Below are 24,001 nucleotides of genomic sequence, written 5' to 3' on the forward strand. Positions count from 1 at the left end.
TGTACGACAGGCCAGGGACACAGTTAAGCTGGACCGACCTGTTTGGAGCATAAGCAAATGTTGACCCTGGAGAACCTGTTCGTCCTGATGGTGGTAGCCGCCGCCGGCGCCTGGTTATGGCACAACCACGGGCTACGCGAGAAGGCGCTCGCGCGGGTCAAGCAGCATTGCGCCAAGCTCGACCTCGAGTTGCTCGACGATAACGTCGCGCTCAAGCGCATCGGGTTCGTACGCGACGCCAACGGGCGCAAGCGCCTGGCTCGTATCTATGGGTTCGAATTCACCGTCACCGGCGAGCAACGCCATCCGGGTACCGTCACCCAATTCGGCGCCCACACCCTGCAGATCGAACTGGCACCCTACCCGTTCGAGATCAAGTCGCCACCCAGGTCGGACAACGTCATCGAAATGCAGCAGTGGCGCCAGGAACACAACCGCTGGCATAACTGATCAGTCATCCAGGCAGCAGGCAGCCAACGCGGCCTTCAAGGTGTCCAGCGGCTGGGGCTGGTCGAAGATCAGTTCCAGCCGCGTGTCCTTGCGCCATTCGCTCGCCTGCCAGCTCAGTTCCTCGCCGTTGAGGGCGTTGAACGACTGCCAGCCAATCGCGCTGTGGATAACACCTTTGGCCCGTCGCCACCGCCAGGCTTGCAGAAACCGCTCCAAGCGGCCCGAGTCGAAACGCTGCGTAGGGTGCCAGCGCCAACCAATACTCCATCCCCCCTCCCCGGCCTGAGCGAGACAGATAGGTTGCCGTGGATCGGGCCAAAGCACGTTCAAGGCGGGCGCAGGTTCATCCACCGGTGATTTATCCACAGATTCTGTTAGTGCAAGAGCGCTGCTCGGTAGATGATCCAACGCAAATGCCCCATGCTCTGTCCAATAGGCTGGCAAATGGGGCAGTCGAGCACTTATCAACAGGCGGTTTTGTTCATCCACAGACGCCGATTTGTTGAGGACCAGCACTCCGGCTGCCGCCAAGGCCGTCTGTTGTGCTTCCGGCAATGGCTCGCCACGTGCCAAGGCCTGGGTATCCAGGACCATCAGCAGCGGCTGCACTGCCAGCACACCTGACCACGGGGCCTGCCGGAGCTGGTCAAGCAACTGCACCGGGTGGCCAAGCCCGGACGGTTCGATGAACAAGCGGTCGGGCCTGGCCTTGCGCAGCAAACGCCCCAGGCCGACTTGGAACGGCATGCCATTGACGCAACACAAGCAGCCACCGGCGACTTCACCAATGGCAATACCCTCGTTGTCACGGCTCAAAAGCGCCGCATCCAGGCCCACCAGGCCGAACTCGTTGACCAGGACCGCCCATCGTTCATTCGACGGGCGCTGGGCCAACAGCTGACGTATCAGGCTGGTCTTGCCCGCGCCCAATGGGCCTGCGATCACGTGGGTAGGGATGTTCTGCAGCATGGGAAAGTGCCTGGAAAAAGCGGTCGCCCCACTATGCCCCTTCGGTCAAGCCCGTCAAGCGTCCTCGATATCCACAGGCTCAAGCCACCTCATACCAAGGCCCGAAAGGGTCGTTGAAACGAAGCCAGGCCATTTCGCCCAACGCCATTTCCTCGTCGGTCAACAAACACGCTTCCAGTTCTGTGGATAACTGTTTGAAGTCGACGTTCTGCCCGATGAATACCAGCTCTTGCCGGCAATCACCGCTTTCGACTGCCCAATGCTTGAGGATCGCGGCAGTACTCTCCTCGTCCTGTGGCCAGTGCTCTCGTGGAACGAAGCGCCACCAGCGTCCTGCCATGCCATGGCGCATCATGCCACCGGCCTGTGACCAACTGCCTGCCTCCTGGAACTTGCTGGCCAGCCAGAAGAACCCCTTCGAACGCAGCAAGCGGCCATTGGTCCACTCCCTGTGGATAAAGTCGTGGAAGCGCTCAGGGTGAAAAGGCCGACGAGCTTGCCAAGTGGTGGCTGCAATCCCGTATTCCTCGGTTTCCGGCACGTGCTCGCCACGCAATTCCTGTAGCCAGCCAGAGGCCTGGGCCGCCTGTTCGAAGTCGAACAGGCCGGTGTCGAGGATGCGCTCCAGAGGCACCTGGCCCATGACCATGGGGATGATCTGCGCCCGGGCATTGAGGCTGCGCAGGATAGCCATCAGCTCTTCACGTTCATGCTGGCTGATCAGGTCGATCTTGCTGAGCAGCAGCACATCGGCGAATTCCACCTGTTCGACCAGCAGGTCGGTGATCGATCGCTCATCCTCCTCGCCCAGGGTTTCGCCGCGGCTGGCCAGGCTGTCGGCGGCCTGGTAGTCACGCAGGAAGTTGAGGCCGTCGACGACCGTGACCATGGTGTCCAGGCGCGCCATGTCGGACAAGCTGCGCCCCTGCTCGTCACGGAAAGTGAACGTTTCGGCCACCGGGAGGGGTTCGGAAATACCGGTGGACTCAATCAACAGGTAATCGAAACGCCCTTCCCGCGCCAGCTTCGCCACTTCCTCGAGCAAGTCCTCGCGCAAGGTGCAGCAGATACAGCCATTGCTCATTTCCACCAGCTTCTCTTGCGCCCGGTTGAGGCTGACGTTGCGCTGTACTTCGCTGGCGTCGATGTTGATTTCGCTCATGTCATTGACGATCACGGCCACCCGTAGGTTTTCGCGATTGCGCAGTACATGGTTGAGCAAGGTGCTCTTGCCGGCGCCCAGGAAGCCGGACAGCACGGTGACAGGGAGACGGTTGGGCATGGGAACCTCATCGGGCAAAGGCATTCGAAGCGATGCATTGCATACGTTATATTATAACAATACAATTTCGCCAAGCCCGTGCGCCGCTGCTGCATTCACCAGGATCGCCAAGATGACCAGCCTGACCCTTCCCGATATCGCCACCCAGACCCAACCTCATACCCTTCCCCTGAACTGGGTCGGCATGCAGGGCATCGCGTTGCCGTTGCGCTATGAAGGCCGCGTTCTCTGCGGGCAAGCAGACGTCGGCGTCAATCTGGAAGATGGTGTTTCACGGGGGATACATATGTCGCGCCTGTACCTGGCGCTGGAAGCCCTCGAGCAGGCCGAGCTGAATCCGTTGTCGTTACGCCGATTACTGGCCGACTTCCTCTCGACCCATGAGGGGTTGTCTTCTGCAGCCTACGTGAGCCTACGGTTCGATCAGCTACTGAAACGGCCAGCCTTGGTCAGCCCCTTGGCGGGTTGGAAGAGCTATCCCGTTACCCTCGATGCGAAGGTCGAATATGAAATGTTCCACGTGGAACTATCCGTTGTGGTGCCGTATTCATCCACTTGCCCTTGCTCCGCCGCGCTTTCCCGGCAGCTGATTCAACAGCAATTTCTCACCGACTTCCCCACGCAAATGCCCGACCAAGCCGCAATGTTGGAATGGCTGGGCAGCAACCAGGGCATCGTCGCCACGCCACACAGCCAGCGCAGCCAAGCACATGTCCGCGTTCAACTACGGGATAACCTAGCTCAACTGCCGATTACCGAACTGATCGACACCATCGAGGCAGCCTTGGGCACAGCCGTGCAGACCGCGGTAAAGCGCGCCGATGAACAGGCATTCGCCTTGGCCAATGGCCAGAACTTGATGTTCTGCGAGGACGCCGCGCGACGGCTGCACCAGGCGTTGCGTGGAGTGGAATGGACGGCTGGCTTCAGCCTGCGTGTGGAACATGCAGAAAGCCTGCATGCCCACGATGCGGTTGCTGCCAGCCAATACCGCTGGTGATGCTCAGGTGCGTGGCTTTACCGCACCACAATCACTGCCCAGCCAAACGGCCCGGGTGTTCATGCTGCCCTGCTGCTGTACACCTGAGGCATTGAAGGTACCGCTGACCTGGGTCAGGAATTCTCGATCGCTGAGGAAGGTTGCCTGACCGTTACCTTGGGCTCGTGGGCAGCTGAACTGGAACTTCCATACGTTGCCCGTACGCTCGGTGATCTTCTGGGTGCAGCCGGACTGAGGGTCCTGCAAGGGGATGTCATCAGTCTTGACCTGCTCAGGCGTGAGGCACGAACGCACGCCTTTTCCCGCCAGGGTGATCCCCTGCTTGGCCAATACCCCTTCCATCATGGCTCGCTGCTCCGGTGGCAAGTTCTTCAGCTGCCCGAGCATGAACTCCATATTGGGTAACGGCTTGCCATCGACCTGCATGTTACTGGTGGTCAGTTCCCACAAGCCCGGTTGCAGCATCTGCGCTTGCACCAATGGCGCACCCAGGCCCAATGCCAGGGCCAACAATGGCAGACGAATCTTCATGGATGAATGCTCCTCGAAAGACCGGCTACTGGCCGGTTGAGCCTTAGACGCCATTTCGGCTTCCGGGTTGCAAGGCGGGCCTGGAACATGCTCTGTTATCCCAGTGCTCTCAGCAAGCAGGATGCGTATGGACTACCACAGCCCCTATTTCTTCGGCTATGTACTCGGCCTGATTCATCTGCTCGGCATCGTCGCCGCGCTGCATGCCGTATTCACCGTACGCACCGCCCAGGGCGCGATCGCCTGGGCCATGTCGCTGTTCTTCATCCCTTACCTCACGCTGATTCCCTACCTGGTCTTCGGTGCTCGCTCCTTCTATGCCTACATCCAGGCCAGGCGCCAGGCCAACCAGGAAATGCACGTGGCCATGGCCAACCTCAATTGGCGGCCCTGGGTTGAGGAAGCGCTGACCGCGCGCGAGTCGCTGAGCTATGCCGCCCTACGCGCGATGCCCAAGCTCGGGCCCATGCCCTGCCTGGCGAACAACGAGGTGAAGCTGCTGATCAACGGCAAGGCCACCTTCGACGCGATCTTCGCCGCCATTGCCGAGGCACGCCAGGCGGTCCTGGTACAGTTCTTCATCATCCATGACGACACCCTCGGCCGAAAGCTGCAACAGCTATTGCTGCGCAAGGCCGCCGAGGGGGTGCGCGTCTATGTGCTGTACGACCGGGTGGGCAGCCATGCGCTGCCGGCCAGCTATAGCCAGGCCCTGCGCGATGGAGGGGTGCAGATCCATGCCTTCGCCACGCGCCGTGGCTGGTTCAACCGCTTCCAGGTCAATTTCCGCAACCACCGCAAGATCGTGGTGGTCGATGGCTTGCTGGGCTTTCTGGGTGGACACAACGTCGGTGACGAATACCTCGGCGAACATCCCCGGCTATCGCCTTGGCGCGACACCCATGTCCAGGTCAGCGGCCCGGTGCTGGCCTGCCTGCAGGAGTCGTTTGCCGAGGACTGGTATTGGGCCACGCGTGAATTGCCGCCACTGATCCTGCCCGACACCTACCCGGAAAACGGCGTGCTGTGTCAGGCATTGGCCAGCGGCCCGGCCGACGCCCAGGAAACCTGTGCGCTGTTCTTCCTCGAAGCTATCCACTCAGCCACCCGCCGGGTATGGATCACCAGCCCCTACTTCATCCCCGACGAAGCGGTATTCGCGGCACTGCGCCTGGCGGTGCTGCGCGGGGTCGATGTGCGCATCCTCATTCCGGCACGGCCGGACCACCGTATCGTCTACGCTGCCTCCAGCCTGTTCGCGTTCGAGGCGGTACGTGCTGGTGTAAGAATGTTCCGCTACCAGCCAGGGTTCCTGCACCAGAAGGTGGTGCTGGTGGATGACGAGGTCAGTGCGATCGGCAGTGCCAACCTGGATAACCGTTCATTCCGGTTGAATTTCGAGATCACACTGCTGACCGTGGACCGCACCTTCGCCGACCAGGTCGAGGCCATGTTGCTGAAGGATTTCGAAGAGGCCAGGGAGATCAGTGCTGACGACAGCCGCGATACGCATCGCCTGCAACGGCTCGGGATGCGTATCGCGCGGCTGATATCGCCGATCCTTTGAGTTAACGGTAGAGGTCTTCGCGGGTCCAAGGCAGGTCGTGGTGCCCGTCTGCATAAGGCTTGACCGCGAGGATCTGGTGCAGGTTGATCCAGCCCTTGGAGAAGGCATAGGCACAGCCGGCCAGGTACAGGCGCCAGATGCGCAAGGTCTTCTCCGGTACCAGGGCAGCTGCCTTGTGCAGCTGGTTCTCCAGGTTCTCGCTCCAGTGGTTGAGGGTCTTGGCGTAGTGCAGGCGCAGGCTTTCCACGTCAACGATTTCAAGCCCCGCTTCGCAGATACGCGCACTGATCATCGACACGTGCGGCAGCTCGCCATGGGGGAAGACATAGCGGTCGATGAACTCGCCCGCCCCCCGCCCTACCGGGCGCCCATCCACGTGCTTGGCCGTGATGCCATGGTTCATCACCAGGCCGCCTTCGCGCACGGCACCGAACAGCTTCTGGCAATACAGCTCGAGGTTGGCATGGCCGACGTGCTCAAACATACCGACACTCACCACCTTGTCGAACCGGCCATCCTGGGGCAGGTCGCGGTAGTCGAGGATCTGCAGGTCGACCTGATCGGCCAACCCTTCTTCCTTGACCCGTTGGCGGCCCAGTTTCAGCTGCTCCTTGCTCAGGGTGATGCCGAACACCTTGGCACCGTACTCCCGCGCGGCGAACCGTGCCAGCCCACCCCAACCGCAGCCCACGTCGAGCAGGTAGTCACCGGCCTGCAGGCGCAGTTTGCGGCACAGGTGGTCGAACTTGTTCTGCTGGGCCTCGTCGAGGGTGTTGTCCGGTTCGCGGAAGTAGGCACAGGAATAGGCCATGTCCTGGTCGAGCCAGAGCTGGTAGAACTCGTTGGACAAGTCATAGTGGTAGGAAATGGCTTTAGCGTCCGTGTCCTTGTCATGCGCGGTACGCTCAGGGGGTGTTTCGTCTTCGTCCTCCAGCAAGGCTTCGCTGAGCTCGTCGCAGACCCGGATGACTTCCCCGATATCGCCTTCGAGCTCAAGCTTGCCTTCGACAAAGGCGGCACCCAGTTCATCCAGGCTCGGATGGGTCAGCTGGGAGATCAGCTGAGGCTCCTTGACCAGGATGGTGACCTGCGGGCTCGGCCCCAGGTCGAACTGGTTGCCGTCCCACAGCTTCAGACGCAAAGGCAAGTGCAAGCTCTGCAACGCAGGTGGAAGTTGCGCAAGCATGAATGACCCTCCCTTTCATTTTTCCAGACGTCGCGCCTCTAATTGGGACGTCACCGGGAACAGGGTAGTTCATTCGTGGGAAGTTTCCGTGAATGCAGACCTTGGTCTAGAAGCATCCGAAACAAATTGAAGGCATTTTTGTATACAACTTTCCTCGTGCAGACTAATCTTGTGGCCCTCTTGCGCTTCTTCACTCCTGGAGTAAACCCATGAAATCCTATGATGTGGTGATCATTGGCGGCGGCCCCGGTGGCTACAACGCAGCGATCCGCGCCGGTCAGCTGGGCATGAGCGTCGCCTGCGTGGAGGGTCGCTCGACCCTCGGCGGCACCTGCTTGAATGTCGGCTGCATGCCATCCAAGGCGCTCCTGCATGCGTCGGAGCTCTACGAAGCGGCCACCGGCGAGGAGTTCGCCCACCTGGGAATCGAGGTCAAGCCGACGCTCAACCTGGCCCAGATGATGAAGCAGAAGGACGAAAGCGTGACCGGCCTGACCAAGGGCATCGAATACCTGTTCCGCAAGAACAAGGTCGACTGGGTCAAGGGCTGGGGCCGCCTCGACGGCGTCGGCAAGGTCATCGTCAAGGCCGAGGACGGCAGCGAGACTACGTTGCAGGCCAAGGACATCGTCATCGCCACCGGCTCCGAACCCACCCCGCTGCCGGGCGTGACCATCGATAACCAGCGCATCATCGACTCCACCGGCGCCCTGTCGCTGCCCCAGGTACCCAAGCATCTGGTGGTGATCGGTGCCGGCGTGATCGGCCTGGAACTGGGCTCGGTGTGGCGCCGCCTGGGTGCCGAAGTGACCGTGATCGAATACCTGGACCGTATCTGCCCCGGTATCGACGAGGAAACCGCCAAGACGCTGCAAAAAGCCCTGGCCAAGCAAGGCATGGCCTTCAAGCTCGGCAGCAAGGTGACCCAGGCCACCCCATCGGCCGACAGCGTCAGCCTCACGCTGGAACCTGCAGCCGGCGGCGCGGCCGAAACCCTGCAGGCCGACTACGTGCTGGTGGCTATCGGCCGGCGCCCTTACACCAAGGGCCTGAACCTGGAAAGCGTCGGCCTTGAAACCGACAAGCGCGGCATGCTGGCCAACGAGCATCACCGCTCCTCGGTGCCAGGCATCTGGGTGATCGGCGATGTCACGTCCGGCCCGATGCTGGCGCACAAGGCCGAGGACGAGGCGGTCTCCTGCATCGAGCGTATCGCCGGCAAGGCCCACGAGGTCAACTACAACCTGATCCCAGGCGTCATCTATACCCGCCCGGAACTGGCCAGCGTCGGCAAGACCGAAGAACAGCTCAAGGCCGAAGGCCGCGCCTACAAGGTCGGCAAGTTCCCCTTCACCGCCAACAGCCGCGCCAAGATCAACCATGAAACCGAAGGTTTCGCCAAGGTCATCGCCGATGCCAATACCGACGAGGTGCTGGGCGTGCACCTGGTGGGCCCAAGCGTGAGCGAGATGATCGGCGAGTTCTGCGTGGCCATGGAGTTCTCCGCCTCGGCCGAGGACATCGCCCTCACCTGCCACCCTCACCCGACCCGCTCCGAGGCACTGCGCCAGGCTGCGATGAACGTGGATGGCATGGCCATGCAAATCTGATCGCATCGAAACGAGGTTGCATCAAAAGGGCGAACACAGGTGTTCGCCCTTTCTTTTTTTCCTGCTCGGCTAAGGTTTCCAGGGTCGCCACCGTGCAACTGCGAGTCGCCACAGTGCGATTTTTTATTTCAGGCTGCCCGTAACGTGAGCGACAGCCACCGCTGCGCGGGGCCCCACGACATAACAACGATAACGTCCCGAGGGAGAAGTCATGAAGCGATCGATCACAGCGGCCACCTGCGCTGCGTTGTTGAGCGTTGCCAGCGGTACCTGGGCCGCCGAGCCGGCCGCCTGCCAGAATGTGCGCATGGGCTCGGTGAACTGGACCGATGTGGTCGCCAGCAGCGCAGTGGCCGAGGCCCTGCTCGACAGCCTGGGCTACAAGGTCAAGCAGACCAGCGCCTCGCAGCAGATCATCCTCGCCGGCATGGCCGAGAAACGCCTCGACATCTTCCTCGGCTATTGGCAGCCGACCATGCAATCGGTAGCCAAGCCCTACCTCGACAAGCAGCAGATCGACGTCATCAGCCCAGCCACCTTGAGCGATGCGCAGTCCACCTATGCCGTCCCCGCCTACGCTTATGACGCAGGCCTGAAGACCTTCGCCGATATCGCCAGGTTCCGTGACAAGCTGAACAACCGGATCTACCTGATCGAACCGGGCAGCGGCATGAACCGCATCACCCAGCAGATGATCGACCAGGACAAGTTCGGCCTCAAAGGCTTCCAGGGCGTGGAGTCCAGCGAGGCCGGCATGCTCACGGCGGTAAAGCGCGCCGTCAATCAGCAGAAATGGGTGGTGTTCGCCGGCTGGAAACCACACCCGATGAACCTGCAGATCGACATGAAATACCTCTCCGGCAGCGACGATGCGTTCGGCCCAAACGAAGGTTCCGCCACGGTCTCGATCATGACCGCCGCCGGCTACCAGCAGCAGTGCGGCAACGTTGCCAAGCTGCTGCACAATCTGCGCTTCACCAGCGAGGGCGTCAGCCAGGTGATGGAACCCATCCTGGACCGCACCGCGCCGCTGGAGGCCGCCCGCGCCTGGCTCAAGGCCCACCCTGAGCAGGTATCGACCTGGCTCGCCGGGGTGACCACCTTCGATGGCAAACCTGCCGACGCGACGCTGGTCGCCAGCCAGCAATGACCCCATACCCCCTGTCGGCCGGCATGACGGCCTTCATCGAGCGCACCCGCGCCTTCGCCGTGGCCGACTCGTCGCTCGCCGCTCAACGCGCGGCCTATTCGCGCATGGCAGCGGCCTTCACCCCACCAGCCCCGGCGGGCGTGCAGGTACGCGACCTGAAGCGTGCCCAGTTGCCACCGTTGCGGTTGTTCTACCCAGCCCGCCCGGCGCCGCCGGGCGGTTGGCCCACCGTGCTGTTCCTGCATGGAGGCGGCTGGATGCTCGGCGGCCTCGATTCGCACGCGTTCTTCTGTGCAGAACTGGTCACACGGCTGGGTTTGCTCGTAGTCGCGGTGGATTACCGGCTAGCACCGGAACATCCCTTCCCCGCCGCACTGGAGGACAGCCTCGCGGCCTGGCATGCACTGCGTAATGGCCTTGTCGGCGAGCCTGTGGACTGCGCGCGCATGGCTGTGGTCGGCGACAGCGCCGGTGGCAACCTTGCCGCGGCCCTGTGCCTGGCGTTACGGGATGCCGATGAGCAGCAGCCCTGCGCCCAGGTATTGATCTACCCGGCCCTAGGAGACGAAAACACCGTCTCCCGTCATGCGTGTGCGGACGCCCCGCTGTTGTCCAGCGAGGACCTGCAGGCGTGCCTGGACGCATACCTGCCCGAACCCACCGGGAGTTCTCTGGCATTGCCATTGCGCGCGCGCGATTTGCACGGGGTGGCGCCAGCCTTTATCAGCGTCGCCGAGTTCGATCCACTGCGTGACGATGGGCGACTGTATGCCGAGCGGCTACGTGGCGATGGGGTGGCTGTGGATTATTTTCCAGGCCACGGCCTGGTACATGGGTGCTTGCGGGCAAGGGGTTTGCCGGAAGTGGATCGCTTGTACGAGGCGTTGTTCGAGATGCTGGCAGGTAGGATGACTTAACCGTCGCGATACCGAGTGGTGGCCTACTATTTATTGGGGGCCTCGACATCCGTGAAACCTGACTCGCTAGCCTGTGACCAGGCTGGTATGCCTTGGCAATGCGATTGAAATCAGCGCAGCCAGGAGAACAAAGGCTGTGGAGATCCAGAGGCAGGCCAGCAGCCCGTGAGCCTGGAACACCCAGCCCGACAGGAGCGTGCCGATCAGCCGCCCCAACGCGTTAGACATATAGTAGAACCCCACATCCAACGACACCCCATCTTCCTTGGCATAGCTGACAATCAAATAGCTGTGCAGCGATGAGTTCACCGCAAACAACACGCCAAAAAGCATCAGCCCGCCGAGCAGTATCACCGGAGCCGACCCGCCGGCAATCAGACCCAAGGCGATCAGCGCAGGCAAACCAGCCAAGGCGAGCGCCCACATAAAGGCCGCTCGGCCGTCGGGCACGTGGCCACGTTTCTTGCCGGTAATAGAAGGGGCAAACGACTGCACAATGCCATAGCCGATGATCCAGACAGCCAAAAAACCACCGACCAGCCAGAAATCCCAGCCAAACGCAGTGCTCAGGTAAACCGGCAGTGCCACGACGAACCAAACATCCCGCGCACCGAACAAAAACAGCCGTGCAGCCGAGAGGATATTAATGGCCCGGCTCTTGGACAACATGTCGCGGAACTTCGGCTTGGCCTTGGCCTTGCCCAAGTCCTTTTTCAGTAGGATCAGACTGCCGATCCAGATCAGGGCCAGCACCGCCGCCATGGCCAGTACCGCCTGGGTGAAACCGAGCAGCGCAAGCAGTGCTCCCCCGAGGAAGAAGCCCACGCCTTTGAGCGCGTTTTTCGAGCCCGTCAGGATGGCTACCCATTTGTAGAGGGTGCCTTGCTGGCTGTCCGGCACCAGGAGCTTGATGGAGCTCTTGGCGCTCATCTTGTTCAGGTCCTTGGCGATACCGGACAGCGCCTGGGCGGCCATTACCCACGGCACCGTCAGCGAGGCTGCTGGTGCCGTGAGCATTAGTAGGGCGACGACCTGCATGCCAAGGCCGATGTTCATGGTGCGATTTAGCCCCAGGCGGGCGCCGAGGTAGCCGCCCACCAAGTTGGTGATCACACCGAAAATCTCATAGAACAGGAACAGCGCCGCGATCTGCAGCGGCGTGTAGCCCAAGGTATGGAAGTGCAATACCACCAACATGCGCAATGCACCGTCGGTGAGGGTGAAGGCCCAATAGTTGCCGGTAACGAGCAGGTACTGACGCACTTCCGAAGACAGGGCTGACAACGCCTTCATGATCGCTGCTTACTCCGCCATACCGACCAGTCGAGCCAACTCCGCTGCACGGTTGGCATAGCCCCATTCGTTGTCGTACCAGGCGTAGATCTTCACCTGGGAGCCGTTCACCACCAGCGTCGACAGCGCATCAATGATGGAGGACCGTGGATCGGTGCGATAGTCGATGGACACCAGTGGACGTTCCTCGTAGCCCAGGATGTTCTTCAAGGGGCCTTCGGCTGCCGCTTTGAGCAGGGCGTTGACCTCTTCGATGGTGGTCGCGCGCTCCACTTCGAACACGCAGTCGGTCAGCGAGGCGTTGGCCAACGGTACGCGCACGGCATGACCGTTCAGTTTGCCGCGTAGCTCGGGGAAGATCTCGGCGATCGCGGTGGCTGAACCTGTGGTGGTAGGGATCAGGCTCATGCCTGAGGCCCGGGCGCGACGCAGATCCTTATGTGGCGTATCCAGAATGCTCTGGGTATTGGTCAGGTCGTGGATAGTGGTGATCGAGCCGTGGCGGATGCCCAGATTCTCGTGAATGACCTTGACCACTGGCGCCAGGCAGTTGGTGGTGCAGGACGCAGCGGTAACGATCCGGTGCTGCGCCGGCTCGAACAGGTGTTGGTTGACCCCCATCACCACATTCAACGCGCCCTTTTCCTTCACCGGCGCACAAACCACCACGCGTTTAACGCCCTGGTCCAGGTAGGCCTGGAGCACGGCCACCGATTTCATCTTGCCGCTGGCCTCGATGACCAGGTCACAACCCGACCAGTCGGTATCAGCGATCATCTTGTGCGCGGTGATCTTGATGCGCTTGCCGTCGATCACCACCGAGTCGCCTTGCGCACGTGCTTCACGGTGCCAGCGCCCGTGGACCGAGTCGAAGTTGATCAGGTGGGCGTGGGTCTCGGCATCTCCAGCCGGATCATTGATCTGCACGAACTCGAATTCTGGCCACTCCCAAGACGCGCGAAGCGCTAAGCGACCGATACGCCCAAATCCGTTGATACCTACTTTGATAGCCATGTTCTTGTTCTCAAGATGCGATTAGCGAGCGTTCATATGGATCGTTGATTAACGCGCTTCGACAGCTCTTGTGCCGATTCCTTGCGTTCGGAGTATCGGTCGACCAGATAGTCGGCGCGGTCGCGCAACAGCAGGGTGAATTTCACGAGTTCTTCCATGACATCGACGACGCGGTCGTAATACGGAGACGGCTTCATGCGGCCCGCTTCGTCAAACTCCAGGTAGGCCTTGGGCACTGACGACTGGTTAGGGATAGTGAACATGCGCATCCAACGGCCCAGCACACGTAGTTGGTTGACGACGTTGAACGACTGCGAACCGCCGCACACCTGCATCACTGCCAGGGTCTTGCCCTGGGTCGGCCGCACGGCGCCCATGCTCAACGGAATCCAGTCGATCTGCGACTTGAACACGCCGGTCATTGCGCCGTGGCGTTCAGGTGAACACCAGACCATGCCTTCGGACCAGAGCACCAGGTCACGCAGCTCCTTGACCATCGGATGGTCGTCCGGAGCGTCGTCCGCCAAAGGCAGGCCAGACGGGTTGAAGATCCGAGTCTGCGCACCGAAGTGCTCCAGCAGGCGTGCGGCTTCCTCTGTCAGCAGACGGCTGAACGAGCGTTCGCGGGTCGATCCGTATAGAAGGAGGATGCGTGGCTTGTGAGTGGACACCTGTTCAATTGCCAGCTTGTCGGCCGTCGGCAGGTCAACGAGTTTGCTGTCGATGTTGGGGATGTGGTGTTCGGTCATGCAATCACTCCTGGGGGAGGGTTCCATAGGGTTGATCGAATCAGTGACGGTTGGGCCATCAGGCAACCAGGGGAATCCTTACGCAGACTTCCCCCTGTGTTGCAGTGACAGCAGCAAACATTGATTTCTTGACGATGGTCAGCAGCAAGTGGCGACGCGCTGAGGACGATCCCCCATCAGGTCCAATCGCCTGGAGATGGAGCCCAGCCATTCGCGATTGGCCTCCAGCGTCACCGTCAGGACGTCCCGAACCCAGACGGGCAGCTGTGGATGCAGCCGATAGTAGACCCACTGGCCTTGGCGGCGGTCTGCCAGCAAGCCGCAGGTGCGAAGTTGTGCGAGGTGGCGGGAAACCTTGGGTTGGCTTTCTTCCAGGGCACAGATCAATTCACAGACGCACAGCTCTTCCTCGCGCGCAATCAGCAGCATCATCCGCACGCGGTTCTCGTCGGCGAGGCATTTGAAGACCGTGGTAGGTGTCAGTGAGTCAGTCATTACGGGATGCTCTGAATACATATGTTTTCCCGAATATACGTTTTTTCATATGTATAGGAAAGCCCGCGAAGATCGGCGGCGCAACGGATGCCACATTTGATCGACAAAGCACTGTCGTCCCGCCAGGTAGGCGTCCTGGGGGACGACGGAGCTGCCATCGCGTCGCGTTAACCTGCCATTGATGCAGAAGTTACTGCTTGCGGATGTCTACGATCGTCACGGCATTACCCTCCATGCGGAAGTCGAAGCCAACCTTGTCTCCAACTCCTAACCCTTCAAGCTGCTGCGCGGAGGCTTTGAACCCCATGGTCATCGCCGGCCATTTCAATGCCGCCACCGGCCCATGTGCCAAGGTGACTGTGCCTCGCTCGGTATCGATGGCCTTGATCGTTCCCTCTGCGTGAGCCACAGGCGCCGCCTGGGTGGCCTTCTTATCCATCCCGTCCATCGGCATGTCCTTCATATCCATGCCGGCCATACCGTTCTGGGCCTGCGCGCCAGCCGCGAAAGCAAATAGCAGCGCAGCGCTGAGGTAGACGTTTTTCATCGGGTTTCTCCTGGTTTGGGATCATGGGTTATTGCGAGATTTCGGCGTCGGATCAGCCAGTACGCCGCGGGAATAACGAACAAAGAGAGCAAGGGGGCCGTCAGCATGCCGCCCACCATTGGCACAGCGATGCGGCTCATCACTTCGCTGCCGGTACCGTCACTCCATAGAATCGGTAAAAGCCCCGCGACGATCACCGCAACGGTCATCGCCTTGGGGCGGATACGCTGTACCGCTCCCTCGCGGATCGCCTCTAGCAGCGCCAAAGGTGTGTACTCGCCATTTGCCTGGCGTTCAGCCCAAGCATTGTTCAGATAGATCAGCATAATCACGCCAAACTCCGCAGCGACTCCGGCCAAGGCGATGAAGCCAACGCCGGTGGCCACCGACAGGTTGAAGCCCATCAGGTACAACAACCACACGCCGCCGGTGAGAGCGAAAGGCAAGGTGCCCATGATCAGCAGCGCTTCGCCGAGACGACCGAAGGTCAGATAGAGCAGAACGAAAATGATCGCCAAGGTCGCCGGTACCACCCATGCCAGGCGGGCATTGGCGCGCTCCAGGTATTCGAACTGGCCGGAGTAGCTCAGGCTCATGCCCGGGTCGAGCTTCACTTCGCGATCCACCATTCGGCGTAGGTCGGTAACCACAGACGACAGATCACGACCACGTACGTCGATGTACACCCAGCCCGAGGGGCGCGCGTTCTCGCTCTTGAGCATCGGAGGGCCATCGGCGATGCGCACGCGCGCCACGGTACCGAGGGTTATCTGCCCGCCTTGCGCCGTGTAGATCGGCAATTGGCGCAAGGCATCGACCGAATCGCGCCACTCCCGGGGGTAGCGCACGCTGATTGGGTAACGAGCCAGCCCCTCGACCGTCTCGCCGATGGTCTCGCCGCCAATGGCACCTGCAACGATGGCCTGCACATCGGCGATGTTCAGGCCATAACGCGCTGCGGCCTGGCGGTCGATATCGAGATCGATGTAGCGCCCTCCGGTCAAACGTTCGGCAAGTGCAGACGTCACACCGGGCACGGTTTTGGCAGCTCGCTCGATGGCCAGGGTTACGCGGTCGATTTGCGCCAGGTCACTGCCAGCGACTTTCACGCCGATCGGGCTCTTGATACCGGTGGCCAGCATGTCGATACGGTTGCGGATCGGTGGAATCCAGATATTGGTCAGGCCTGGTACCCGCACTGTACGGTCAAGCACCTCGATCAATTTGTCGGTGGTCATGCCTGGACGCCACTGATCCTTCGGCTTGAGCCGCACAATGGTCTCGAACATCTCCAACGGCGCCGGGTCGGTCGCTGATTCAGCCCGGCCAGCCTTGCCGAACACACTGGCGACCTCGGGCACGGTTCGGATCAAACGGTCGGTGCGGTGTAGCAACTGCGCGGCCTTTTGTGCAGACAGGCCCGGTAGGGCCGAAGGCATGTACAGCAAGTCCCCCTCATCCAGCGGTGGGAGGAACTCCCCACCCAACTGACTGAACGGCCACAGGCTGCTGGACAAGATTGCCAGCGCGCCAATCAACGTCATCCAGGGGCGGCGCAGCACCACCTCCAGTGCCGGGCGGTACAAACGGATCAGTCCACGGTTGAGCGGGTTGCGCGCCTCTGCCGGCAGTGGGCCACGAATCCAGTAGCCCATCAGCACGGGCACCAAGGTCACCGCCAGCCCTGCTGCAGCAGCCATGGCATAGGTCTTGGTAAATGCCAAGGGTGCGAACAGTCGTCCCTCCTGGGCCTGCAAGGTAAATACCGGTACGAACGACAAGGTGATGATCATCAGGCTGAAGAACAACGCTGGTCCCACCTCGACGGCGGCTTGCGTCATGACTTTCCAATGCTGCTCACCCCGCAGCGGCACCCCAGGGTTGCGTGCATGCCAGGCCTCGACACGCTTGTGTGCGTTTTCGATCATCACCACGGCTGCATCGACCATTGCCCCGATGGCGATGGCGATCCCACCGAGCGACATGATGTTGGCGTTGATTCCCTGATGCCGCATGACGATCAGCGCGATCAATACCCCCACCGGCAACGAGACGATCGCCACCAGCGATGACCGCAGGTGCCAGAGGAAGGCCGCGCATACCAGCGCAACCACGATGAATTCCTCGAGCAGCTTGTCGCTGAGGTTGTCCACAGCACGCTCGATCAGCTGGCTCCGATCATAGGTGGTGACAATATCCACTCCCGCGGGCAAGCTCTTTTCGAGCGTCGCCAGCTTGTCCTTGATGTGGACAATGGCCTCTTGTGCATTCTTGCCACTGCGCAGGATCACAACCCCACCCACGGCCTCGCCCTGGCCATCCAGTTCGCCGATACCACGACGAGCTTCAGGGCCAAGCTGCACTGTAGCTACATCCCCAAGTGTCACCGGTACACCCTTAGCGGCCAGGCGCAGGGGAATGGCGCGGAAATCGTTCAGCGACTGCAGGTAGCCCGACGCACGTACCATGAACTCCGCTTCGCCCTGTTCAAGCACGCCACCACCGGTCTCCTGGTTGGCCTTGGCAATTGCGTCCGTTACCTCACCTTGGGTGATACCTCGACTGGCCATACGCAACGGATCAAGTACCACTTGGTACTGCCTCACCATGCCACCAATGCTCGCAACTTCGGCGACATCCGGCAGGGTCTTGAGCTCGAAGCGCAGGAACCAGTCCTGCAGGCTACGCAGTTGCGCCAGGTCATGGCCGCCCGTGCGGTCGACCAGCGCGTACTGATAGATCCAGCCCACCCCAGTGGCGTCCGGCCCGAGCACCGGCTTGGCCGACACTGGCAGACGCGACTGCACCTGGCTTAGGTACTCAAGGACCCGGGACCGCGCCCAATACAGGTCGGTACCGTCCTCGAACAGCACATAGACGAAGCTGTCACCAAAGGCGGAAAAGCCGCGGACGGTCTTGGCGCCAGGCACCGAGAGCATGGTAGTGGTCAGCGGATAGGTCACCTGGTTTTCGACGATCTGTGGCGCCTGTCCGGGGTAGGAGGTGCGGATGATCACCTGCACGTCCGACAAGTCAGGCAAAGCGTCGATCGGCAGGCTGCGCAGCGAGAATATGCCCCAGGCCACCAGAAACAGCGTGGCAAGCAGCACCAGGATGCGATTGGCCACCGACCAGAGAATCAGTTTCGCGATCATGGCTGGCTCTCCAGCGCGTTGATCTGCTCGATCACCATGCCCTCGTCGCGCTCGCGAATACCGAAGCGGATGCGCTGACCCACTTTCAATCCGCCAACCAGAGCCGGATCGACCACCGGGAAAGTCATGGTCATTCCAGGCATGCCCAGTGTGAGGAAGGGACCATGGGCTATGGTCAACCGATTGCCTTCGATCTGCACGATACGCCCATCTGCCTCATGCAATGCCGGCGGGGCCGGAACAGGCGGGGTATCCGGCGCAGTCGCGGCTTCGATGCCTTTGAGACTGGCTTCGGAATCGATCAGGAACTGACCGGACGCTACCACCCGCTGACCTGCCTGCAGCCCTTGCAGCACAACAACCTGGCCACCGCTCTCCTGGCCTAGCACCACTTCCACCGGACGAAAGCGGCCTTGATCTTCGGCAAGCATTACCAGATCACGTTTGCCGGTGTGGATCACGGCCTCGGCAGGCAGCAACAGACTGTCATCGGTTTGCCCGGCCAGGTACAAGGCGACTTGCGCAGTCATACCTGGACGCAGCCGCCCATCGGTATTGGGAAGCTCGATGCGTAAGCGCAGAGTACGGCTCTGCACATCGGCGTCAGCCAACACCGCCGTCAGCTTGCCCGGCACCGCTTGACCGGGATAGGCCGCCAGGTATGCCTGCACTGTCTGCCCCTCGCGCAAGCCTTGTGCCTGCGCCTCGGGTACGGCAGCCTCAAGCCAGACATTGGCCACACCATTGATCCGTGCCAGGGTCGCGCCTGGTGTCACGGTCATGCCAGGACGCAGATCCAGCGCTTGGATCACACCAGCGCTAGGCGCAACCAGCGTCACCAGGCTCTGCACCTTGCCACTTCGTGATACCCGGTCAATCAGTTCGGCAGGCATCCCTGCCAACAACAGGCGCTGATGGGCTGCGGCCTGCAGCTGCCTATCACCCGAGCGGTACAGCGCCAGAAATTCTTCCTGTAGGCCTGCCCATTCCGGTGCCAGCACATCCGCCAGTGGGGCCCCTTTGGGCACGACATCACCTGTGGCTCGCCCATAGGTACGTTCGACGAATCCTGCAGTGCGCGCCTGCAGCACGCTGAAGTCGCGTTCATCGAAGGCCAACACACCACTGACCTGCAGCGTACGCTCGAGCCGACCTGGAGTGACTGTTGCCAACCGTACACCAAGGTTCTGCTGTATGCCCGGTGCGATCTGCACAGCAGGCACGGCGTCGTCCGCAGCACTATCAGCGTATTTCGCCACCAGCGGCATATCCATGAACGGCGACTTGCCCGGCGCAGAAAAGTGCTGCTGTGGATACATCGGGTCATACCAGTAGAGAACCTTCTGCTCTCCTACGGTCGGAGTCGTGGTGCCCTGGCCCCGTTGCGCCAACCAATAGCCCGCACCGCCACCGACGGCCAGTGCGACTACCACTGCCAGGCCGACAGACGTGTTTTTCATGCTTGCACCTCTCCATATGCGAAGTGCAACCGCGCTGCTGTCGCGGCCAACTGCCCTTGCAAGTCAATTTCCTGTAACCGTGCTTCCAGCCGCTGACGCCGTGCGGCGAGCACTTCACTCAACGCCGATTTGCCGGCCCGATAATCGGACAGCGCCAAGCGCACACGCTCTTCGGCTAACGGCAGCAGCGTTTCGCGACTGCGCACCACCGCTCGCTGCAGGCGCTGATACTCCGCCAGGTCCGCTTCCAGCTGCGCGGTATGTTCACGTAGGGCTGCATCCTGCTCATCCTCCAACTGGCGCACTTGCGCTCGCCGCGCGGCGATCATCGGGTCCTGTCGCGAACCTGCGAACAACGGCAACTGGAAACTGAATTGCACACTCACCATGTTGCTGAAGTCCGGCCCACGGCGCTGATAATCCACCTGCCACCCCCAGTCCGTCTTTTTCTCGGCCAGTGCCTGCTGTACCTGGGCTTGCGCTTCCCGTGTCATGGCTCCGTAAGTTGCCAGTTCCGGATGGGCATGGAGCGCATGAAGGTACTCAGAAGCATTCACTGTCCATTGAGGAAATGCCGGTGCTTGCACATCCCCGTCCTGTCCAATCCAGCGTTTAAGGGCAGCCCGCGCCTGGGCTGCCTGGCTCAGCAGCAAGTCTCTACGTTCGTCCAGCTGCGCTGCCTCCTGGTTCGGTGCAAGCGCATCGGCTGCCGCTCCTCCTCCTGCGGCCAATCGAGCCTTCACAGCTGAAGCTAACAGGCGATTTTCTTTATATAACGCGTCGAACTGCTCCAGCTTCCGTTGCACTGTATAGGCCGAGATCCATGCCAACGCCGTCGCCGCGCGGACTTTCTGTCGCTCGAAGACTGCTTGGGCATCAGCTCGCTCAACTGCAGCTCTGGCTGTCTCAACCCGCGCCTTGCGTTTGTCACGGTTAGGCACGTCCTGGGAAAGACCGACCGTTTGCATGGTCATGAAGTCCCGGCTGGTACTCCAGCGATCACTGCCGTCTACCGGTAGGTTCTGCACCCCGAGATTAAGCCGCGGGTCGGGCAGTTCACCCGCTGGAACGACCGCGCTGCGGGCCGCCGATACCTGCTCCTGACGTGCTTGCAATGAGGGGGCATTTCGCTCGGCCAGTTGCAGCGCATCGTCCAGCGAAAGCGGAGCTGCCTGCCCCGATAGCGTCGGCAGCAGGCTTACCAGGGCGACCGTTAGCGTTCGTCCTGGATGGAAATGGAGGGGAGTCATGAACATGATTCCTCGAAAAAACCAGCGCACACGCGCATGCCATCATCCACCCGCCCGGGCAGAACAATGGTGTGTGAGGTTTACGAAGAAATCAGGTGCGGGGAGGACGCCAATGATCAGGGGGCGCCCGTGTTACCAGGCTAACGGCGTAGGTATCTGCTGGTCGTGGCGTGGAAAAAGTTAGCGCGGGCTCCAGAAGACTGACTTGCAGTGCGCTCGCCGTTCTACATTCCTGGCCGACCTTGCACGCTTTGGATGCGTGTGGTTTGGACGTCTCCAGCTCCTGGTCCTGACAGCAGTCATGGTCCATACCCGCCATCATATCCATGCCAATGGCCTCCATCGGGCAAGGCTCGATGGACGACTCGACCCCCGCCATCCCGTTGAGGGGAAGCGCCAAAATGAGCATCAGGACGGTGAGTAGTCTCAGCATGCGAGTCATGTGAGCGAGTGTAGGTGAATTTGGTTAGAACAGCATTAACACTGGGTCGAGGCAGATCCGATCGAGCCTAAGCGCTCTGCGCCAGGGTGGGCCTCTTCAGCTGGGATCAGACAAAGAGCTAAGCGAATCATCTGGTTGAATTTGCAGAAGCACAGGATACGCAAATAGGGGGACAGGGAGCCCCTGAGGGCTCCCGTGGCTGCTGTGACAGTTCTTGTTGTTCAGTGACAGACGTTATTGTCTCAATCCAGCCCCATGAATATGAAACCGCCTTACTCCACCGTCACCGATTTCGCCAGGTTACGCGGCTGGTCGACGTCAGTGCCCTTGAGCACCGCCACGTAGTACGACAGCAGCTGCAACGGGATGGTGTACAGGATCGGCGCCAGCGCGTCGATGATGTGCGGCACCTTGATCACATGGGTGCCTTCGCCGTTGGTCATGCCGGCCTGTTCGTCGGCGAACACCACCAGCTCGCCACCACGGGCACGCACCTCCTGCAGGTTGGACTTGAGCTTCTCCAGCAGTTCGTTGTTCGGCGCCACGGTGACCACCGGCATATCGCTGTCCACCAGGGCCAACGGGCCGTGCTTGAGCTCGCCGGCCGGATAGGATTCGGCGTGGATGTAGGAGATCTCCTTGAGCTTGAGCGCACCTTCCATGGCCACCGGGTACTGGGCGCCACGGCCGAGGAACAGGGTGTGGTGCTTGTCGGCGAACAGTTCGGCGGTTTTCTCGACGATGCCGTCCATCGCCAGGGCTTCGCCCAGGCGGGTCGGCAGGCGGCGCAGTTCTTCCACCAGTTCGGCCTCGACCCCGGCTTGCAGGGTACCGCGCACCTGGCCCAAGGCCAGGGTCAGCAACATCAGCGAAACCAGCTGAGTGGTGAAGGCTTTGGTCGAGGCCACGCCAATTTCAGGGCCCGCCAGGGTCAGCAGGGTCAGGTCGGATTCGCGCACCAGCGAACTGATACCCACGTTGCAGATGGCAAGGCTGCCCAGGAAGCCCAGCTCCTTGGCGTTGCGCAGCGCCGCCAGGGTGTCGGCGGTTTCGCCGGACTGGGAGATGGAGACGAACAGAGTGTCCGGCTGCACCACCACCTTGCGGTAGCGGAATTCGCTGGCCACTTCCACCTGGCAAGGAATGCCGGCCAGTTCTTCCAGCCAGTAACGGGCGACCATGCCGGCGTGATAGCTGGTGCCGCAGGCGACGATCTGCACGTTACGCACCTTGGCGAACAGCTCGGCAGCCTGTGGGCCGAAGGCCTGGACCATGACATGGTCCTTGCCCAGACGGCCTTCCAGGGTGCGTTGGACCACGTTCGGCTGCTCGTGGATCTCCTTGAGCATGAAGTGGCGATAGGCGCCTTTGTCGGCTGCTTCGGCGCCTTCGTGGTACTGCACGGCCTCGCGCTGCACCTTGTGCCCGGCTTGGTCCCAGATGCTCACCTGGTCACGGCGGATCTCGGCGATGTCGCCTTCCTCGAGGTACATGAAGCGGTCGGTGACCTGGCGCAACGCCAGCTGATCGGACGCCAGGAAGTTTTCGCCCAGGCCCAAGCCGATCACCAGCGGGCTGCCGCTGCGCGCGGCGACCAGGCGGTCCGGCTGCTGCTTGCTGATCAGCGCTAGGCCGTAGGCGCCATGCAGGCGCTTGACGGCGGCCTTGAGGGCGTCGGTGAGGTCGGGGACGGTCTTGAGGGTATGGTGGATCAGGTGGACGATGACTTCGGTGTCGGTTTGCGAAGCGAAGACATAACCCAGGTCCTTGAGCTCTTCACGCAGGGCTTCGTGGTTCTCGATGATGCCGTTGTGCACCACCGCCACATCATCGCTGGAGAAGTGCGGGTGGGCGTTGGTTTCGCTTGGCGCACCGTGAGTGGCCCAACGGGTGTGGGCGATGCCCAACTGGCCGGCCAGTGGCTCGGCTGCCACGGCGGCCTCCAGTTCGCTGACCTTGCCAATGCGACGACGGCGTTCGAGCTCACCGGCCTGGGTGAAGACCGCCAGGCCAGCGCTGTCATATCCACGGTATTCAAGGCGCTTGAGGCCTTCAATGAGGATGGCGGTGATATTACGTTCGGCTACGGCCCCGACGATTCCACACATGATTATTGCTCCTGGCTGATCGCGGCGCAGATCAGGTTGATGCCGCGGGCTTGAATCTGTTCGCGTGCCTCCATCGGCAGGCGATCGTCTGTAATGAGGGTGTTGATGCTGCCCCAGGGCAGCTCGAGGTTGGGAATCTTGCGCCCTACCTTGTCCGACTCGACCATGACGATCACTTCCCGGGCCACCTCTGCCATCACCCGGCTCAGGCCGAGCAACTCGTTGAAGGTGGTGGTACCACGGGCCAGGTCGATGCCGTCGGCACCGATGAACAGTTGGTCGAAGTCGTAAGAGCGTAGTACCTGCTCGGCGACCTGGCCCTGGAAGGATTCGGAATGGGGATCCCAGGTGCCGCCGGTCATCAGCAGCACCGGTTCGTGCTCGAGTTCGCTGATGGCGCGGGCGACGTTCAGGGAGTTGGTCATCACCACCAGGCCGGGCTGGCGGCCCAGTTGGGGAATCATGGCGGCCGTGGTGCTGCCGCTGTCGATGATGATGCGCGCGTGTTCGCGGATGCGCCCTACCGCTGCCTTGGCGATCGCCTGCTTGTGGCTCGACACCGGCTGCACTGTTTCCACCAACATCTCCTGGGGGACGGGGATGGCGCCGCCATAGCGGCGTAGCAGCAGGCCGTTGGCTTCGAGCGCGGCCAGGTCCTTGCGGATGGTCACCTCTGAGGTTTCGAAACGCTTGGCCAAGGCGTCCACGCTCACCTCGCCCTGCTCGTTGAGCAAAGCCAGGATGTTGTGTCGCCGCTGGGGGGTGTTTCGTTTCGACATTTCGGGCTTAAGTTTCGATTCGAAAGATAATGGTTGCAATCAAAACC

At 61.3% G+C, this 24,001-nt stretch carries 20 protein-coding genes; 6 read left to right on the forward strand and 14 right to left on the reverse strand.

Going from position 1 to position 24,001, the window contains the following annotated elements:
* The first annotated feature begins 57 nt into the window (after positions 1-57).
* On the forward strand, positions 58-450 hold the full coding sequence (locus AC1MHZ_RS03190) for a DUF3301 domain-containing protein (RefSeq protein ID WP_416767482.1): 393 nt from the start codon (positions 58-60) through the stop codon (positions 448-450).
* Here AC1MHZ_RS03190 and AC1MHZ_RS03195 read toward each other — a convergent pair whose 3' ends face one another.
* The gene (locus AC1MHZ_RS03195) at positions 451-1,419 is read right to left on the reverse strand and encodes a CobW family GTP-binding protein (protein WP_482966004.1); all 969 of its coding nucleotides are present in this window, start codon (positions 1,417-1,419) and stop codon (positions 451-453) included. It lies immediately after the preceding gene.
* A 79-nt stretch (positions 1,420-1,498) separates the two neighbouring features.
* Positions 1,499-2,701, reverse strand: a complete 1,203-nt coding sequence (gene zigA / locus AC1MHZ_RS03200) for a zinc metallochaperone GTPase ZigA (RefSeq protein WP_084855284.1) — start codon at positions 2,699-2,701, stop codon at positions 1,499-1,501.
* A 112-nt stretch (positions 2,702-2,813) separates the two neighbouring features.
* Here zigA and folE2 point away from each other — a divergent pair, with 112 nt between their 5' ends.
* Positions 2,814-3,701, forward strand: a complete 888-nt coding sequence (folE2, locus tag AC1MHZ_RS03205) for a GTP cyclohydrolase FolE2 (protein WP_482966005.1) — start codon at positions 2,814-2,816, stop codon at positions 3,699-3,701.
* A gap of 3 nt (positions 3,702-3,704) precedes the next feature.
* Here folE2 and AC1MHZ_RS03210 read toward each other — a convergent pair whose 3' ends face one another.
* A complete protein-coding gene (locus AC1MHZ_RS03210) occupies positions 3,705-4,232 on the reverse strand; it encodes a DUF3617 domain-containing protein (RefSeq protein ID WP_224457461.1) in 528 nt (175 codons plus the stop codon).
* Positions 4,233-4,359: 127 nt separating this feature from the next.
* Here AC1MHZ_RS03210 and cls point away from each other — a divergent pair, with 127 nt between their 5' ends.
* The gene (cls, locus tag AC1MHZ_RS03215; RefSeq protein ID WP_324818324.1) at positions 4,360-5,799 is read left to right on the forward strand and encodes a cardiolipin synthase; all 1,440 of its coding nucleotides are present in this window, start codon (positions 4,360-4,362) and stop codon (positions 5,797-5,799) included.
* Position 5,800: 1 nt separating this feature from the next.
* Here cls and cfaB read toward each other — a convergent pair whose 3' ends face one another.
* Positions 5,801-6,985 carry a C17 cyclopropane fatty acid synthase CfaB gene (cfaB, locus tag AC1MHZ_RS03220; protein WP_084855280.1) on the reverse strand — a complete coding sequence of 395 codons (1,185 nt, stop codon included), beginning with the start codon at positions 6,983-6,985 and terminating at the stop codon, positions 5,801-5,803.
* Between the two features lie 209 nt (positions 6,986-7,194).
* Between cfaB and lpdA the strand changes: the two genes are divergently transcribed.
* The 3 genes from lpdA to AC1MHZ_RS03235 all read left to right on the forward strand — a co-directional run bounded on the left by lpdA (position 7,195) and on the right by AC1MHZ_RS03235 (position 10,662).
* Complete coding sequence (lpdA, locus tag AC1MHZ_RS03225; RefSeq protein ID WP_084855279.1) at positions 7,195-8,595, forward strand: dihydrolipoyl dehydrogenase; 1,401 nt, start codon at positions 7,195-7,197, stop codon at positions 8,593-8,595.
* A gap of 211 nt (positions 8,596-8,806) precedes the next feature.
* Complete coding sequence (choX, locus tag AC1MHZ_RS03230) at positions 8,807-9,745, forward strand: choline ABC transporter substrate-binding protein (RefSeq protein ID WP_368828725.1); 939 nt, start codon at positions 8,807-8,809, stop codon at positions 9,743-9,745.
* Complete coding sequence (locus tag AC1MHZ_RS03235; protein ID WP_324816310.1) at positions 9,742-10,662, forward strand: alpha/beta hydrolase; 921 nt, start codon at positions 9,742-9,744, stop codon at positions 10,660-10,662. The genes choX and AC1MHZ_RS03235 overlap by 4 nt, the downstream gene beginning before the upstream one ends.
* A 66-nt stretch (positions 10,663-10,728) precedes the next feature.
* Here the strand turns inward: AC1MHZ_RS03235 and arsJ are convergent, their stop codons facing one another.
* The 10 genes from arsJ to AC1MHZ_RS03285 form a co-directional block, all read right to left on the reverse strand.
* Positions 10,729-11,955: an organoarsenical effux MFS transporter ArsJ gene (arsJ, locus tag AC1MHZ_RS03240; protein WP_084855276.1), complete on the reverse strand. Its 1,227-nt coding sequence runs from the start codon at positions 11,953-11,955 to the stop codon at positions 10,729-10,731.
* A gap of 9 nt (positions 11,956-11,964) precedes the next feature.
* Positions 11,965-12,969 (reverse strand): ArsJ-associated glyceraldehyde-3-phosphate dehydrogenase, encoded by a 1,005-nt coding sequence (locus AC1MHZ_RS03245; protein WP_465001596.1) that lies wholly within the window; start codon positions 12,967-12,969, stop codon positions 11,965-11,967.
* A 32-nt stretch (positions 12,970-13,001) separates the two neighbouring features.
* Entirely contained in the window at positions 13,002-13,718 is a 717-nt protein-coding gene (gene arsH, locus AC1MHZ_RS03250) for an arsenical resistance protein ArsH (protein ID WP_324816314.1), read from the reverse strand.
* Between the two features lie 138 nt (positions 13,719-13,856).
* Positions 13,857-14,213, reverse strand: a complete 357-nt coding sequence (locus tag AC1MHZ_RS03255) for a metalloregulator ArsR/SmtB family transcription factor (protein WP_084855273.1) — start codon at positions 14,211-14,213, stop codon at positions 13,857-13,859.
* A gap of 190 nt (positions 14,214-14,403) precedes the next feature.
* Positions 14,404-14,760 (reverse strand): copper-binding protein, encoded by a 357-nt coding sequence (locus AC1MHZ_RS03260; RefSeq protein ID WP_084855272.1) that lies wholly within the window; start codon positions 14,758-14,760, stop codon positions 14,404-14,406.
* Entirely contained in the window at positions 14,757-17,915 is a 3,159-nt protein-coding gene (locus tag AC1MHZ_RS03265) for an efflux RND transporter permease subunit (protein ID WP_084855271.1), read from the reverse strand. Before AC1MHZ_RS03265 ends, AC1MHZ_RS03260 begins: the two co-directional genes overlap by 4 nt.
* On the reverse strand, positions 17,912-19,375 hold the full coding sequence (locus AC1MHZ_RS03270; protein ID WP_084855270.1) for an efflux RND transporter periplasmic adaptor subunit: 1,464 nt from the start codon (positions 19,373-19,375) through the stop codon (positions 17,912-17,914). The genes AC1MHZ_RS03265 and AC1MHZ_RS03270 overlap by 4 nt, the downstream gene beginning before the upstream one ends.
* On the reverse strand, positions 19,372-20,625 hold the full coding sequence (locus AC1MHZ_RS03275; protein ID WP_482966006.1) for a TolC family protein: 1,254 nt from the start codon (positions 20,623-20,625) through the stop codon (positions 19,372-19,374). Before AC1MHZ_RS03275 ends, AC1MHZ_RS03270 begins: the two co-directional genes overlap by 4 nt.
* Before the next feature lie 714 nt (positions 20,626-21,339).
* Positions 21,340-23,175, reverse strand: a complete 1,836-nt coding sequence (gene glmS, locus AC1MHZ_RS03280) for a glutamine--fructose-6-phosphate transaminase (isomerizing) (protein WP_324816325.1) — start codon at positions 23,173-23,175, stop codon at positions 21,340-21,342.
* Positions 23,176-23,177: 2 nt separating this feature from the next.
* Positions 23,178-23,954 (reverse strand): DeoR/GlpR family DNA-binding transcription regulator, encoded by a 777-nt coding sequence (locus tag AC1MHZ_RS03285; RefSeq protein WP_084855266.1) that lies wholly within the window; start codon positions 23,952-23,954, stop codon positions 23,178-23,180.
* Positions 23,955-24,001 lie beyond the last annotated feature (47 nt).

This window comes from Pseudomonas sp. FA-1, assembly GCF_056856075.1.

Coding starts and splice junctions, on each gene's coding strand:
- AC1MHZ_RS03190 (WP_416767482.1), top strand. CDS start 58: ATGTTGACCCTGGAGAACCTGTTCGTCCTGATGGTGGTAGCCGCCGCC.
- AC1MHZ_RS03195 (WP_482966004.1), bottom strand. CDS start 1,419: ATGCTGCAGAACATCCCTACCCACGTGATCGCAGGCCCATTGGGCGCG.
- zigA (WP_084855284.1), bottom strand. CDS start 2,701: ATGCCCAACCGTCTCCCTGTCACCGTGCTGTCCGGCTTCCTGGGCGCC.
- folE2 (WP_482966005.1), top strand. CDS start 2,814: ATGACCAGCCTGACCCTTCCCGATATCGCCACCCAGACCCAACCTCAT.
- AC1MHZ_RS03210 (WP_224457461.1), bottom strand. CDS start 4,232: ATGAAGATTCGTCTGCCATTGTTGGCCCTGGCATTGGGCCTGGGTGCG.
- cls (WP_324818324.1), top strand. CDS start 4,360: ATGGACTACCACAGCCCCTATTTCTTCGGCTATGTACTCGGCCTGATT.
- cfaB (WP_084855280.1), bottom strand. CDS start 6,985: ATGCTTGCGCAACTTCCACCTGCGTTGCAGAGCTTGCACTTGCCTTTG.
- lpdA (WP_084855279.1), top strand. CDS start 7,195: ATGAAATCCTATGATGTGGTGATCATTGGCGGCGGCCCCGGTGGCTAC.
- choX (WP_368828725.1), top strand. CDS start 8,807: ATGAAGCGATCGATCACAGCGGCCACCTGCGCTGCGTTGTTGAGCGTT.
- AC1MHZ_RS03235 (WP_324816310.1), top strand. CDS start 9,742: ATGACCCCATACCCCCTGTCGGCCGGCATGACGGCCTTCATCGAGCGC.
- arsJ (WP_084855276.1), bottom strand. CDS start 11,955: ATGAAGGCGTTGTCAGCCCTGTCTTCGGAAGTGCGTCAGTACCTGCTC.
- AC1MHZ_RS03245 (WP_465001596.1), bottom strand. CDS start 12,969: ATGGCTATCAAAGTAGGTATCAACGGATTTGGGCGTATCGGTCGCTTA.
- arsH (WP_324816314.1), bottom strand. CDS start 13,718: ATGACCGAACACCACATCCCCAACATCGACAGCAAACTCGTTGACCTG.
- AC1MHZ_RS03255 (WP_084855273.1), bottom strand. CDS start 14,213: ATGACTGACTCACTGACACCTACCACGGTCTTCAAATGCCTCGCCGAC.
- AC1MHZ_RS03260 (WP_084855272.1), bottom strand. CDS start 14,760: ATGAAAAACGTCTACCTCAGCGCTGCGCTGCTATTTGCTTTCGCGGCT.
- AC1MHZ_RS03265 (WP_084855271.1), bottom strand. CDS start 17,915: ATGATCGCGAAACTGATTCTCTGGTCGGTGGCCAATCGCATCCTGGTG.
- AC1MHZ_RS03270 (WP_084855270.1), bottom strand. CDS start 19,375: ATGAAAAACACGTCTGTCGGCCTGGCAGTGGTAGTCGCACTGGCCGTC.
- AC1MHZ_RS03275 (WP_482966006.1), bottom strand. CDS start 20,625: ATGACTCCCCTCCATTTCCATCCAGGACGAACGCTAACGGTCGCCCTG.
- glmS (WP_324816325.1), bottom strand. CDS start 23,175: ATGTGTGGAATCGTCGGGGCCGTAGCCGAACGTAATATCACCGCCATC.
- AC1MHZ_RS03285 (WP_084855266.1), bottom strand. CDS start 23,954: ATGTCGAAACGAAACACCCCCCAGCGGCGACACAACATCCTGGCTTTG.